Origin of the sequence: Streptomyces sp. NPDC047453 (assembly GCF_040643155.1) — a bacterium.
In the GTDB taxonomy this organism is placed as follows: Bacteria; Actinomycetota; Actinomycetes; order Streptomycetales; family Streptomycetaceae; genus Streptomyces.
Window position 1 is genome coordinate 1 of the sequence record NZ_JBEYTS010000082.1, and the last position, 11,943, is coordinate 11,943.

The 11,943-nt window shown below is 69.0% G+C and carries 11 protein-coding genes and 3 pseudogenes; 9 read left to right on the forward strand and 5 right to left on the reverse strand.

The window, feature by feature from the left end; genetic code table 11:
- Positions 1 to 116: pseudogene (locus ABZ818_RS36830) on the reverse strand (DNA-directed RNA polymerase subunit alpha); the annotation flags it as partial.
- A 168-nt stretch (positions 117 to 284) separates the two neighbouring features.
- On the opposite strand from ABZ818_RS36830, the gene ABZ818_RS36835 reads away from it, so the two are divergent.
- Positions 285 to 437 carry a hypothetical protein gene (locus ABZ818_RS36835; protein ID WP_361424846.1) on the forward strand — a complete coding sequence of 51 codons (153 nt, stop codon included), beginning with the start codon at positions 285 to 287 and terminating at the stop codon, positions 435 to 437.
- Positions 438 to 456: 19 nt separating this feature from the next.
- Here ABZ818_RS36835 and ABZ818_RS36840 read toward each other — a convergent pair.
- A pseudogene (locus ABZ818_RS36840) lies at positions 457 to 1,439 on the reverse strand (IS5 family transposase).
- Between the two features lie 1,123 nt (positions 1,440 to 2,562).
- Between ABZ818_RS36840 and ABZ818_RS36845 the strand changes: the two are divergent.
- The 5 genes from ABZ818_RS36845 (at position 2,563) to ABZ818_RS36865 (ending at position 7,778) form a co-directional block, all read left to right on the forward strand.
- Entirely contained in the window at positions 2,563 to 3,681 is a 1,119-nt protein-coding gene (locus ABZ818_RS36845) for a PP2C family protein-serine/threonine phosphatase (RefSeq protein ID WP_361424849.1), read from the forward strand.
- Between the two features lie 665 nt (positions 3,682 to 4,346).
- A complete protein-coding gene (locus ABZ818_RS36850) occupies positions 4,347 to 4,895 on the forward strand; it encodes a hypothetical protein (protein WP_361424852.1) in 549 nt (182 codons plus the stop codon).
- Positions 4,896 to 5,729: 834 nt separating this feature from the next.
- On the forward strand, positions 5,730 to 6,086 hold the full coding sequence (locus ABZ818_RS36855; RefSeq protein ID WP_361424909.1) for a hypothetical protein: 357 nt from the start codon (positions 5,730 to 5,732) through the stop codon (positions 6,084 to 6,086).
- Complete coding sequence (locus ABZ818_RS36860; RefSeq protein ID WP_361424855.1) at positions 6,077 to 6,823, forward strand: peroxidase; 747 nt, start codon at positions 6,077 to 6,079, stop codon at positions 6,821 to 6,823. Before ABZ818_RS36855 ends, ABZ818_RS36860 begins: the two co-directional genes overlap by 10 nt.
- Before the next feature lie 58 nt (positions 6,824 to 6,881).
- Positions 6,882 to 7,778 carry a bile acid:sodium symporter gene (locus ABZ818_RS36865; protein WP_361424858.1) on the forward strand — a complete coding sequence of 299 codons (897 nt, stop codon included), beginning with the start codon at positions 6,882 to 6,884 and terminating at the stop codon, positions 7,776 to 7,778.
- Here ABZ818_RS36865 and ABZ818_RS36870 read toward each other — a convergent pair.
- Together ABZ818_RS36870 and ABZ818_RS36875 are read right to left on the reverse strand one after the other, a co-directional pair.
- On the reverse strand, positions 7,741 to 8,169 hold the full coding sequence (locus ABZ818_RS36870) for a hypothetical protein (protein WP_361424861.1): 429 nt from the start codon (positions 8,167 to 8,169) through the stop codon (positions 7,741 to 7,743). The genes ABZ818_RS36865 and ABZ818_RS36870 overlap by 38 nt on opposite strands.
- On the reverse strand, positions 8,154 to 8,711 hold the full coding sequence (locus tag ABZ818_RS36875; protein ID WP_361424864.1) for a DUF4158 domain-containing protein: 558 nt from the start codon (positions 8,709 to 8,711) through the stop codon (positions 8,154 to 8,156). Before ABZ818_RS36875 ends, ABZ818_RS36870 begins: the two co-directional genes overlap by 16 nt.
- Before the next feature lie 118 nt (positions 8,712 to 8,829).
- Here ABZ818_RS36875 and ABZ818_RS36880 point away from each other — a divergent pair.
- Positions 8,830 to 9,051: pseudogene (locus tag ABZ818_RS36880) on the forward strand (IS5/IS1182 family transposase); the annotation flags it as partial.
- Positions 9,052 to 9,202: 151 nt separating this feature from the next.
- Here the strand turns inward: ABZ818_RS36880 and ABZ818_RS36885 are convergent.
- On the reverse strand, positions 9,203 to 10,075 hold the full coding sequence (locus tag ABZ818_RS36885) for a helix-turn-helix transcriptional regulator (protein WP_361424867.1): 873 nt from the start codon (positions 10,073 to 10,075) through the stop codon (positions 9,203 to 9,205).
- Positions 10,076 to 10,245: 170 nt separating this feature from the next.
- Here ABZ818_RS36885 and ABZ818_RS36890 point away from each other — a divergent pair, with 170 nt between their 5' ends.
- Positions 10,246 to 11,109: an SDR family oxidoreductase gene (locus ABZ818_RS36890; protein ID WP_361424870.1), complete on the forward strand. Its 864-nt coding sequence runs from the start codon at positions 10,246 to 10,248 to the stop codon at positions 11,107 to 11,109.
- A gap of 38 nt (positions 11,110 to 11,147) precedes the next feature.
- Positions 11,148 to 11,849, forward strand: a complete 702-nt coding sequence (locus tag ABZ818_RS36895) for a type 1 glutamine amidotransferase domain-containing protein (RefSeq protein WP_361424873.1) — start codon at positions 11,148 to 11,150, stop codon at positions 11,847 to 11,849.
- Positions 11,850 to 11,943 lie beyond the last annotated feature (94 nt).

The window sequence follows — 11,943 nt, forward strand, 5'->3', positions numbered from 1 at the left end:
CGGAGCGAGTTGCCGAGGGTGTAGCCGAAGCCCGGCTCCAGCGGCTCGATCACGAACCGGGAACGGAACTCGTCGACGACCTCTTCGGTCAACGAAGGTCGCTGAGCAATCAGCACGAGGTATTGCCTCCAGTGGACGAACTGCGCCAGGTCCGCACTGAACTGCAGACGGTCTACCAACGGGTGCCGTGGTCGGCCGAGCCGCTGGACGCGTGGGAGACGCACGAGAGCGCCTGACGGAAGTCGTCCCGCCCTGCCTCCCCCGGCTGGGATCCCCAGGACGCGGTGGAGATCGCCCGACTACGGGCGCGGGAAGTCGAACTCGCCGGAACGATCCTCACGCACGCGTACTGGAGCAGCCTCGCCCCGGCCGATGTCCTCACGGCCCGTGACGCGCTCAAGCACCACCACGATCACATGGCCGACGCCTCCAGCTAGGGTCTGTGTGAAGTCGTGATCAATCGGCCGCTCGCAGGAGGTCCTCGACCCAGATCATCGAGGCGCGGAGTTCGAGGCCAGCGAGGTAGCAAGCGTGTGGCGATGCCGCGCCAGTCCTTCAGCCGGTTGATCAGGCGCTCGACGGTGTTGCGTTCCTTGTAGAGGACGGCGTCGTGGCTGACGGGCCTGCCGCCTCGGCTGCCCTTCTTCTTGCGGTTGGCGGCCTGGTCCTTCTTCTCCGGAATGACCGCCGCGATGTGCCGTTTGCGCAGGTAGGCGCGGTTGGCGCGGGACGAGTAGGCCTTGTCCGCGGCGACCGCGCCCGGCCGTGTGCGGGGTCGGCCGACGGGCCCGCGGACACGGATCTTTTTCAGCACCGGGATGAACTGGGGGCTGTCCGCGGCCTGCCCAGCGGTCAGGACGAGCGCCAGCGGCCGGAGCCTCCGGTCGGCGGCCAGGTGAATCTTGCTGGTCAGTCCGCCACGGGACCTTCCGAGCAGGGCTTCCTTCAGTCGGAGCCGACGCCGGCGGCGGGCGCGCCGGCGTTCTTCCCGCTCAGGCCCGTTTCCGCCGTCGCGTCCGTTGTGTTCCGCCTCGCCGCCCCCTTTTGCCGGGCCTGTTCCTGCTCGGCGGCCCCTCGAGAGCCTCCATGACGTCCTTGCCGACGAGCATCCCGGCGGCGTCGTGGTGAGCACGGACGGTCGTGGAATCCACGCCGACCAGGGACAAGTCCGTCCTGCCCCGGCGAGCGGCCTCGGTAACCAGGCCCTCCAGCAGGGCGGTGAAGACACCGGCGTTCCGCCAGACCCGGAAACGCCCGTAGACCGTCGGCCAGGGCCCGAACTCACCCGGCATCTCACGCCACTGTGCGCCGGTCCTGAACCGCCAGATCACCCCCTCGAACTGATCCCGCAGCCGCCCGGGGTACGGGCCGTACTCGCCTATCGGCAGGAACGGCTCAATCAACTTCCATTGCTCATCGCTCAGTTGCCTGCGCGTCACGATCGCATTCCTACCGGATCCGCCCTCCAGGCGGACCTGGATCGGCAAGACTGATCACGACATCACACAGGCCCTAGTGCCCTGACCGCTTCCTCGTGCCGGTCGGCCGTTGCGCGCACGACCAGGTCCAGGACGTCGTCCAGGGCGAGGCCTCTCCTACTCGGTCAGGTGAAGCCGGCGGGATCGGAGAACCTCTGCGGGTGCTGGCGCGTAGTGCCAGGCAGGACGCACCCGTACGAACTGCGCGAGCGGTAGCTGGGCCCCGGCCGCCACGGCGCGGAGACATCCGGCGCGGGCCGTGCGGCCGTACGATGAAGCAAGCCGTCCCGGTGGCGTTCCCCCGTGCCACCGGGACGGCTTTTCGCACGCCGCGGTGGGTTCGTACCGGTCACGTGGGTGGCATGGTCAACGTGGTCTGTCGCGAAGGCAGTTGGGATCTTTACAGTCCTCACAGGTTCGCATCCCTACACGTGCGGTGACCTGCGGAGACGCAACGCCATCCAGAGACACAGCCCCTCACCGTCCGCACCTCGTCCAGAACGGCGACGCTGCGACCGGCAGTGGAGCTCTCGGCGCGGTCAGCAGTCGCCTACGTGGCCTTCCGTGTCTCTGGAGTTGCCGTCGGCCATGGTCAGTCGCGGGGACTGTTGTACAGCACGGCGCGTGACCGCGTTGCGAAGCCCCAACACGCTTTCCAACTGTCCGCGTCCCCGTTCTGGTTCGTTCATTGGCGTTCGCGCGGCAGCTCAGACGGGGTACGCGTGCAGCGGTGAACGCCAACGGCCATCGGCGCACTGGACAAGGTCACGTCCGCTGGAGTGGTGTATCGACGGCCACTCGGTGATCTCGTCTTTGAGGCTATGCGCTGAGTTCGGTGGGGAGGGTGGAGCATCGCGGTGTTGCGCTCGAAACCCCATCTGACCTGGCTGAAGACACTTTTGCTGAGACACGGCTCGGGCGCTGGGCCAAGGACCCTCCATCCATGCCACCGCGCCCGGTAGGTTGGTGCCGCTGATGCGGACGCGCGCAAGGTTGGTCCGGTCGCTGTGGAGCGGAATGCATCGGAGACTGGGATACGAGTTCTCGCCGACGCCCCGCCCAGGAGCACAAGGACAGCAGGGTAATGACACGCGACCGCGCACCTCTGGTCAGCTGGAGCCGATGGCCTTCGTTCCTGCCTGTCGCGGTGCTCCTCGTCGCGGTTATCGTCGACGTACTGACCCCGTTACCCAGCGTGTTTCCGCTGCTGGCGGCTGTTCCCGTACTGGCCGCCCCCGTGTACTCGTTGTCGGGCACAATCACTATTGGCGTAGTGGCATTGCTGATCGGGACGGCCCTGGGGTACACGGAGGAGCACGCCACCCTTGCCGAATACTTCGTCCGGTTCACGAGCATCGTAGTCCTGACCGTTCTGGCCGCGATCCTCAACCGGGTAATGGCCAAAGACCGGAAGCAGTTGAAGGACACCCGCGAGGTAGCCGAGGCTGTCCAGCAGGCGGTGCTCCCCGCCTCCCCCGGGCGGGTCGGGCCTCTGGGCGTGGCCTCCCGGTACCGGGCCGCCGCGAAGGAGGCCGCCATCGGTGGCGACCTCTACGCCATCCACCCCACACCGGACAGCGTTCGGATGATGATTGCCGACGTGCGGGGGAAGGGACTGGGCGCGGTCCGAACCGTCAACAGGCTGCTCGGCGCCTTCTACGAGGCCGCGGCTCACGTCCCCGGCTTGACCGACGTGGTCGACCGTCTGGAGGAGCTCATGCAGAGGGTCAATGCCGAGGAGGAGGAAGGCCCTGAATCCTTTGCCACCGCCATCCTCATCGACGTCCCCAACGACGGCTCCGCCATCTACATGGTCAACCTGGGACATCCGGCGCCGCTCCTCATCCACCAGGGCCGCGCGAGTCCGCTGGAGCCGACCGCCCCGTCCCTGCCCCTGGGCCTGGGCAACCTGGGCCGCACCCGGGTACCGGTCGATCGGTACACCCTGCCGCACGACGCGACCCTGGTGCTGTTCACCGACGGCCTGGTGGAGGCACGCGACCGCCACGGCACCTTCTACGATCCCGTGCCATTCCTGTCCCGTCCCCTCCCAACGGACCCCGGTGTGATCCTGGACGCTCTCCTCGCCGATCTGACCCGGTACACCGAAGGACGCCTGGACGACGATGCCGCCCTCATGGCCGTTACCCGCCCGCCAGACGTGTCCGGCGGCACTCGGCAAAACTCGCTTCCGCACCCCTGAGGGGTCGCACCGTAGCGCCAGACACGCCGCTGGGCCACGACGGCGGTGTGCCTAGCGGAGCGCCCATGGCGGGCCTGGCCACATCGCGGCAGCAGCTGAGCTGCTGCCCGAGCAGACCGGCGGCCGCGGGATCTCAGTCGTCTACCGCTACAGCCAGGCAGGTCCCCGGCCTCCACGGGCCCGGTCGACGAGGGATAGGCGCTGCGGTGCGCGACCCGCAGGCCCGGGTGGGGCCACCAGTACGTCCGCGCCCTCACGCTGGTGGAGCCGTCGAGGTGGCAGGCAGAGGTACGTCCCCGCTCGGTGACGTCACCGAGCGCGCCGGCATGGGGAAGTTCAGGCTCGCCATCCCCATCGCCGCCTGTGTCTTCCTACGGCCGCGTCTCGGCGTTATACCCGAGTTCCGACCAGCTCAGGCGCGAGGCCAACATGGTCAACGCGGCCCAGCTGCTGCGCCGCTCCGGTCCCGGCGATCTCGCCGACGCCCTCGGCGATCTCCCCCTCGCCCTGGAACAGGCCGCAACCTGGCGGGCGGAGACCGGAATGCCCGTGTCGGAGTACCTGCGGCTTCCCGTGGCCGGCAGCGGACCCGTCAGCCCCCGCTCCGATCAGCGGGCGCGCTCAGCCGTCCGGTGCCACGCTGAAGGCGGGTTCCGACCCGTGGAATGCGGAGGAGCGGACATGGAGATCAAACCGCAAGCGGTCGTCATTCCCAAGGCGACCGACCATCTGGAACAGGGAAGTACGGCCCCGTCTTTCCGAGAACTCCGGCCTGCTTCGGGTTCACGATCATCGCGGACGTCAAACCGGGCAGGGCCGACGCGATACGGGAGCACGGCCACACCCTGGCCAAGGCGCTGGAGCAGGATCCGTACCTTCTCGCACCGCTGAAGCTGCACCACCTGCGCTGGGTTCTCTTCGACGACGACACACGCTTCATGTACCAGGGGATCTTCGACACCGACTTCGACAAGTACACCGAGGACGCCGTCGCCCTGTTCAGCAAGTCGGGTGTGAGCACCACCTTCGAGAACCTCGAAGGGTTTCCAGAGGACTGGCGGACGAACCCAGAGGCGTTCGTGCGCTTCGTACGGGCGCACCACTGTCCGGGCTTCATCGAATACGGAGAGTATCCGTACGTGACGGCGGATGAGATCAAGAAGGCTCTGCGGGTCAAGAGCGCCCTGTCGGAGATACTCGATCAGATGCAGTGAGGCTGAGTGAAATGAGCGAGGTCAGGACCGCCCGCACGTACAACCAGCGGCATATTCCGCGCAAGTACACCCCTGACGGGCGGCGGGTGAGCGTCTACGTCTCGTGGAGCTATCCGGCCGAGGCAGGACGCAACGCGGCGGAGCTGGACAACCGCTTCTCCACGATGACTGAGGTCAGGCGGGTGGCATGGCCCGCGTACGAGGACCCGAAGTGGTCGGATCCGTATCGGTTCCAGCAGGGCATCGCCGGCTCCCTGGAGCTGTTCTTCTGGGCCTGGGTGCCGTTCCAGGATTTCGTCGAGGAGGTCACGGGGCATCCCGTCCCGGTGTATCAGCGCATCGACCAGGCAGGTTTCTTCACTCCGCTCGACGAGCGGGTGCTCGGCGACACGGACGTGATGTTCGTGTTCGGGCTGGACCATGCGGTCACCGAGCAGGAGGCCCAGCCCGGGGAGATCGAGGCTCTGCGTGCGTTCCTCGGCCGGGAGGACGCCTGCCTCGTGCTGGGACCGCACCACGACGTCGGCGCCTCGGACGACCTGAAGGTCCGGGAGATGGAATACCGCCATCACGGCGATCTCCTGGTGCCCCGGCAGCAGCGGTTCGCCACCTACGTCAGGGACCTGATGCAGGGCCTCGGAGTGCCGGTCATGAACCGGTACGGACCGCGCCCGGCGACGCGCGAGGGCGACCAGATCGCCCCTCTGTCCACGGTCCGGGACCTGGACCCGAAGGGCTGGCTGGAGGGGGTGACGAACTTCAACTTCCACATGCACCTGCCGCACTACGTGGGTGAGTGTGGCCGTCACCTGCCGCGGCCTGGAGGCACTTGGAGTGCCACGCGCCTCGCTGGACACGTTCGCCTGGGAGTTCCGGCAGGGGATGGCGGCCCGTGCCAAAGCGCTGGGCGATGTGGGCGACAGCAGCCCGGAGCACTGGGAGGCGCCACTGGGCAGTCCCGGCGTCCATGTGGTGCTCACAGCCGTCGCGCCCGATCCCGTGCATTTGGAGGCGACTGTCGACCGGGCCCGTCCCGCCTACGACGGACTGTCCGGTGTGACGGCGATATGGCGGCAGGACTGCTACGCGCTGCCCGCCGAGACCGAGCATTCGGTTATCGCGACGTGGTCAGCCATCCGGCCGTCGAAGGCAGTGGCATACCGGGATCCAACCAGTTGGAAGTGCCGCTGAAGGCTGGTGAGTTCGTCCTGGGCTACCCCGACGAGATCGGTGGCGTCCAGACCCCGCAGCCGGCCGTGCTGGGGCGCAATGGCAGCTACGTGGTCTTCCGCAAGCTCCACCAGAACGTCGCCGAGTTCCGCCGCTATCTGAAGGACAACTCCAGCGGGCCCCAGGATGAAGAACTGATCGCCGCGAAGATCATGGGGCGCTGGCGCAGCGGTGCTCCCCTGGCGCTGGCTCCACAGGCCGACGATCCCGCCCTCGGGGCCGACCCGTACGGCCGTAACACCTTCCTGTACGAGTGCGACGATCCGTCGGGCTTCAAGACGCCAGGAGGTTGCCACATCCGCCGTGCCAACCCCCGTGACGCCGCGGTGGCAGGAGAGGTGCGACTGCACCGCATGATCCGCCGCGGGGCCGTCTACGGTCCGCCGCTGCCCGAGGGGGTACTGGAGGACGACGGGACCGACCGCGGTCTCATGTTCGCGTTCATCGGCGCGCACCTGGGGCGGCAGTTCGAGTTCGTCCAGTCGCAGTGGATGAACGACGGCGTCTGCTTCGGCGCGAACAACGCCCAGGACCCCGTGACGGGATCCCGCGACGGCTCCACCGACTTCACCATCCCCCGGCGGCCGCTGCGCCGACGCCTCGCCCCGCCGCCGCGCTTCGTCGTCACCCGAGGAGGCGAGTACTGCTTCCTTCCGAGCCTGACCGCCCTGCGCTGGCTCGGCGGCCTGCACGACTGACAACGCAGCGACGGACGCCCCGGCGCCGTCACGCGCTCCGCCGCCCGAGGGGAAGCCGATGGAGACCCTGCACCTGGTACTCAACGCAGTCACCGTCATCTTCATCGCGGCCACCATGTTCGCCGCCGGACTGGGTGCCACGGTCTCGGCACTGCGCGGGGTCTTCACCAACGTCCCGCTCCTGCTGCTGGCGCTGATCACCAACATGGTGGTCGTCCCGCTGCTCGGCTGGGGCATCGGTGCGCTGTTCAGCCTTCCCTCCGCCGCCTTCATCGCACTCATCCTGGTCGCCGCCTCCCCGGGCGGCCCCTTCGGGGCGAAACTCGCCATGGTGCAGAGCGGTGACGTCGTCGGCGGCGCGGCGATGCAGGTGCTGCTCGCCTCCGTCGGCAGCGTCACCTTCGCCCCCACCGTCAACGGCCTGCTGACCGCCGCCGACGTAGGCACCAACGTCTCCCTCGACGTGGGAGCACTGGTGCGGACCGTGGCCCTGCTCCAACTCGTACCGTTCGCCATCGGCCTGCTGATACGCCGCTACGCCGAGCCCACCGCACGGTCGTGGCACCCCCCGGCGGCGGCAGTCTCGAACGTCACGTTCCTGATCGTGCTGGCAGGCATGCTCCTCGGCAACTGGCAGGGCGTCGTCGCGCTCCTCGGCTCTCTCGCGCTCCTCGCCGGGTTCCTGCTCTCGGCCATTGCCTTCGCCGTGGGAACGCTGCTGGCCACGGGTCCGCCCGTACGGCGCACCACCATGGGCGGCGTCGCCTCGGTGCGCAATGCCGGTCCCGCGCTGGCCGCGATCGGCATCGCCTTCAACGACCAGCCCGCCATCCTCGGCGCACTCGCCGCCATCCTCCTCAGCGGCCTGGCGGCAGCCCTGCCGATCGCCACACTGCTCAGCAGCCGACGACGCGCGCCTACGGCAGCGGAGACAGAGATGCGTGCCGATGGCTGACCACACGAGCGCGTGACTCCGCACCCGAGAGCGTCTGGTCGAACAGCTGAACCACCGAGTCGAGGACGTCGACCGCGGACTGTGCCAGCAGCATGAGCAGGATCGGGTGACGTCGGTTCGGCTCGCGCCGCACCAGGGCCTGCGAGGTGAACTGACGGCCGATCTGGGCGAGATGACGGCGCCGTTCGGCGGGAAGCGCGGAGATATCGAGCGTGTCGGCGTCCAGGCCGCGTAGGAACTTCAACTTCTCGACCTCGCCGCCCACGCTGCCCGGCGACGCCTGCACCGGTCCGGTGACCAGCCAGTGCAGGCGCGAGGACTTCAACTTCGGGTCGAAGACCAGCAGCCCGTCCAGGCCGCGGGCGCGCTCGTCGGTCAGCAGGTGGGCCACGCGGGCGTGGGTCTCCCGCTCGCAGCCTGACGGGCGCTGCCCACCTTCTCCAGCAGCGTGACCACACCGGGCCGGATCACCTTCGCCGCGCGCAGGTACTCGCAGCCCAGGCGGAACAGCAACGACGGAGAGTCGTGCTCCATGGCGCGGGCCAGCAGGAACTCATCCAGCTCCTTCAGCTCCAGCGACTTCGCCGGCCGCCACCCCAGATACTTCGCCACCTGCCGCAGATGATCCGTACGCGTCTGCTCCCGGGACACCCCATAGCCGCTCAGCACCTCGACTGGCAGGCCGAGCTGCCGGGCCAGCCGCCCCACCGCCGCCGGCGGAGCAGAGCGAACCTCATCCGGCACGAAACCCAGCCACGGCAGCGTGCACAACTGCACCGCCGCACCGAAAACCGTCTGAGGACGCAGGAACTTCCGCAGGAACTCCTCATCTGCTGAGGTGAGGGTGAAATAGCGGATCAGCTCGTCCTTGCCGATCGCCGGAAACGAGCGCAGGGCCTCCAACTCCTCATCGGAGAACACTCGCGTTGCCATCTCCCGCCCCTCTCGCCGCCGGATTCACTCGTTCAGCCCAACGAGCCACCGGCCCCACAGCAACGGGCCAGGTCAGGGGCTACTCCGTTGTTTTCTCGACGAGTACTACCGGGCCCCCAAAGGCGAGAAAGCACCCATCCAGGCCAGTCAGCGCTGGCACGTGGAGCGCACTCACGCCTGGCAGAACGCTTTCCACCGGCTCGCCCGCTGCTACGAGCGGCGCACCACCGTCATCGACGCCTTTTTCGACCTCGCCGACACGATCATCACCGTGCGTAGCCTGATCAGGCAGGCATGGACGACTCACCGCTGGGACGAACGCCCGGACCGCCGACCGTGACCGCTCTTGCGGTGGCTGCGTGCCGGCGGCCGGTGTTCAGCCGGTCGCGCGGAGGGCCGGGCAGGTCGGATGTACAGCCGGGTGGCTGCCCGTCGCCTGAGCCCTTGTTGCGGATGGAACGGCGGTGGTGGCGGCGCGTGGCGCGGGTGGGCTATCGCGTGTTTCGGTTCGGGTCCGGGGGTGGCGACAAGGCCCAGCTGGCGAGGAGGTTGAGGGCCTGGTGGGAGGGGGAACCGGGTTCGGCGGTGTAGACGTAAAGAGTGCTGTCGGTGTCGCCGGGCAGGGTGAGGGTCTCGTAATCGGCCGTGAGATCCCCGACGACGGGGTGGTGCAGTCTTTTGGAGCCGTGGGTGCGCTGGTAGACGCGGTGTTCGTCCCACCAGTCGCGGAACTCGGTGCTTTCGGAGCGAAGTTCGGCCACGAGGTCTTTCGTCGCTAGGTCGTGCGGGTTGGCGCCGAGTTCGAGACGCAGGCCTTCCACCGCCGCCCGGGCCTGGAACTCCCAGTCGGCGAACAGGGCGCGGGCGTCCTGGTCGAGGAGTATCCAGCGCGCGTAGTTGCGCTCGGCCGGGCGTCGGGCCTCGAAGTCGGCGAACAGCGCCCGGGCCATGCGGTTGGTTGCCAGGATGTCGCTGCGGCGCCCGAGGATCATCGCCGGTTCACCGTCGAGGGCGTCGAGGAGTTGGCGCAGTCCGGGGCGCACGCGCTGCACTGCGCGGGAGCGTGGACGCTGGGGCGTACCGGCTGATCCGATCAGGTCTTCGAGGTGTCTCTGGCCGGCCGCGTCGAGTTCCAGGGCGCAGCCGAGGGCCTCCAGCACGGAGGAGGACGGGACGATCCGCCGCCCTTGTTCGAGCCGCGCGTAGTAGTCGGTGGAGACACCGGCCAGCAGGGCGACCTCCTCGCGGCGCAGCCCCGGTACCCGCCGTACCCGCGCGTCGGTGGGCAGCCCGGCGCGCGCGGGATCGCACTGGCTGCGCGCACGGCGCAGGAAATCCGCGAGCTCCTGGTTCTTCTCAGTCATCAGCTCAGTATGCCGCGCCCCGGAAATCGCGCCTGGACCTGCGCGTCCTAGGTTCCCGCGTCCTCGGACGCGCAGGGCGCCGGATGGCCGCCCACGGCTGTCGGTCCGCGGCCATCGTGGTGTGTACGGCGGCCGGGACCCACCTGGCCGCCTTGCGGAGAGGAGCGTCCATGACCTACCCCACCGACCGCCCGGCCACCTGGTTCGTTACCGGGGCCTCCCGTGGTCTGGGACTTGAACTGGTCGCCCAGCTGCTCGGCCGGGGCGACAACGTCGCCGCCACCACCCGGTCGGCGCAACGGCTGACCGACGCGCTGCAGGCTCGGTCCGCCGACACCGGCCGCCTGCTTGCCCTGGAGGTGGACCTGCGCGACCCGAGCGCGGTCGACAAGGCGGTGGCACGGACGACGGAGCGTTTCTCCTCGCTCGACGTGGTGGTCAACAATGCCGGCTACGGCTTCCTCGCCGCGGTCGAGGAGACCGGCGCCGAGGCGGTGCGGGACATGCTCGACGTGCAGGTCGCCGGTGTGTGGAACGTCCTGCGCTCGACCCTGCCGACGCTACGCGCGCAGGGCGGCGGCCACATCGTCAACGTCTCCTCGGTGCTCGGGCTGGTTTCGGTGCCGGGCTGGGCGCTCTACTGCGCGGGCAAGTACGCCCTGGAGGGCCTGTCCGAGTCGCTGGCCGCTGAGGTCGCCGACCACGGGATCACGGTCACGATCGTCGAACCGGGCTACTTCCGCACCAACTTCCTCAGTTCCGGCTCGCTGCAGCTGCCGGCGCGGACCACCGACGCCTACCCGGGCATCCGCGAGATGGTCGCCGCGCACCTGGAGTTGCCCGGCAGCCAGCTCGGCGACCCGGTCAAGGGCGCCGAGCAGATGATCGCAAACGTCGTCGCCGGAGGCACTGAGCTGCGCCAGGTGCTCGGCTCGGACTCCCTCGCCTACGCCACGGCGAAGGTGAAGTCCCTGAGTGCCACGCTCGACGCCTCGAAGGACACTGCCCCGCTGACCGACTTCGCCCGGTCCTGACCGTCCACACCGATCCGATTGGTACGGAGGAACAGTCCATGAGCAAGATCCTGATCGTCATGTCGGCCGCAGACACCTGGGTGCGGACCGACGGGTCGGCCTACCCGACCGGTTATTGGGCCGAGGAGCTCGCCGCCCCGCACGCGGCGTTCGTCGTAGCCGGGCACACCGTCGACTTCGCCTCGCCCGGCGGGGTCCTCCAGCCCCTCGACGCGCACAGCGCCGACCCGGAGGTCGCCGGCGAAGGGTGCGCCGAGCACGTGGCCCACGCCCAGGCGGCGCTCACAGAGTTCGGGCCGCTGCTCGACCTCGCGAAGATCGATCTCGCCGACTACGCCGCGATCGTCCTGCCCGGCGGTCACGGACCGGTGGTCGATCTCCACCAGGACGCCGACCTCGGGCGGCTCCTGATCGAGGCCGACGACCAGGGCAAGATCATCGGTGCGGTCTGTCACGGCCCCGCCGGCCTGCTCAGCGCAACCGAGGCTGACGGAAGCTGGCGCTTCGCCGAGCGGCGTATGGCCGCCTTCACCGACGAGGAGGAGGGTCTGTTCGGCACCGCGCAGGGCGCGCCCTGGCTGCTGGCAAGCCGTCTGCGTGAGCTTGGCGGCCGCCATGAGGGCGGCCCGGCCTTCGAGGCCTACACCGTGCAGGACGGCACCCTGTTCACCGGGCAGAACCCGGCGTCCAGCACCCCGATGGCCGACGCCATCGTCGCGGCCCTGGCCGCGGGAGCCTGACCGGCTCGCACCACGGCGCCAGGACGGGCCTGCCACGTGCTCCCGTCCCGGTCGCCTTCTCCCCCCACCACCTCTCATCACGAGCACCGAAAGA

What these genes read in the sequence shown, in the direction of transcription:
- ABZ818_RS36845 (WP_361424849.1), top strand. Translation starts at nt 2,563, where the DNA reads ATGACACGCGACCGCGCACCTCTGGTCAGCTGGAGCCGATGGCCTTCG.
- ABZ818_RS36875 (WP_361424864.1), bottom strand. Translation starts at nt 8,711, where the DNA reads ATGGCAACGCGAGTGTTCTCCGATGAGGAGTTGGAGGCCCTGCGCTCG.
- ABZ818_RS36865 (WP_361424858.1), top strand. Translation starts at nt 6,882, where the DNA reads ATGGAGACCCTGCACCTGGTACTCAACGCAGTCACCGTCATCTTCATC.
- ABZ818_RS36850 (WP_361424852.1), top strand. Translation starts at nt 4,347, where the DNA reads ATGCGGAGGAGCGGACATGGAGATCAAACCGCAAGCGGTCGTCATTCC.
- ABZ818_RS36885 (WP_361424867.1), bottom strand. Translation starts at nt 10,075, where the DNA reads ATGACTGAGAAGAACCAGGAGCTCGCGGATTTCCTGCGCCGTGCGCGC.
- ABZ818_RS36890 (WP_361424870.1), top strand. Translation starts at nt 10,246, where the DNA reads ATGACCTACCCCACCGACCGCCCGGCCACCTGGTTCGTTACCGGGGCC.
- ABZ818_RS36895 (WP_361424873.1), top strand. Translation starts at nt 11,148, where the DNA reads ATGAGCAAGATCCTGATCGTCATGTCGGCCGCAGACACCTGGGTGCGG.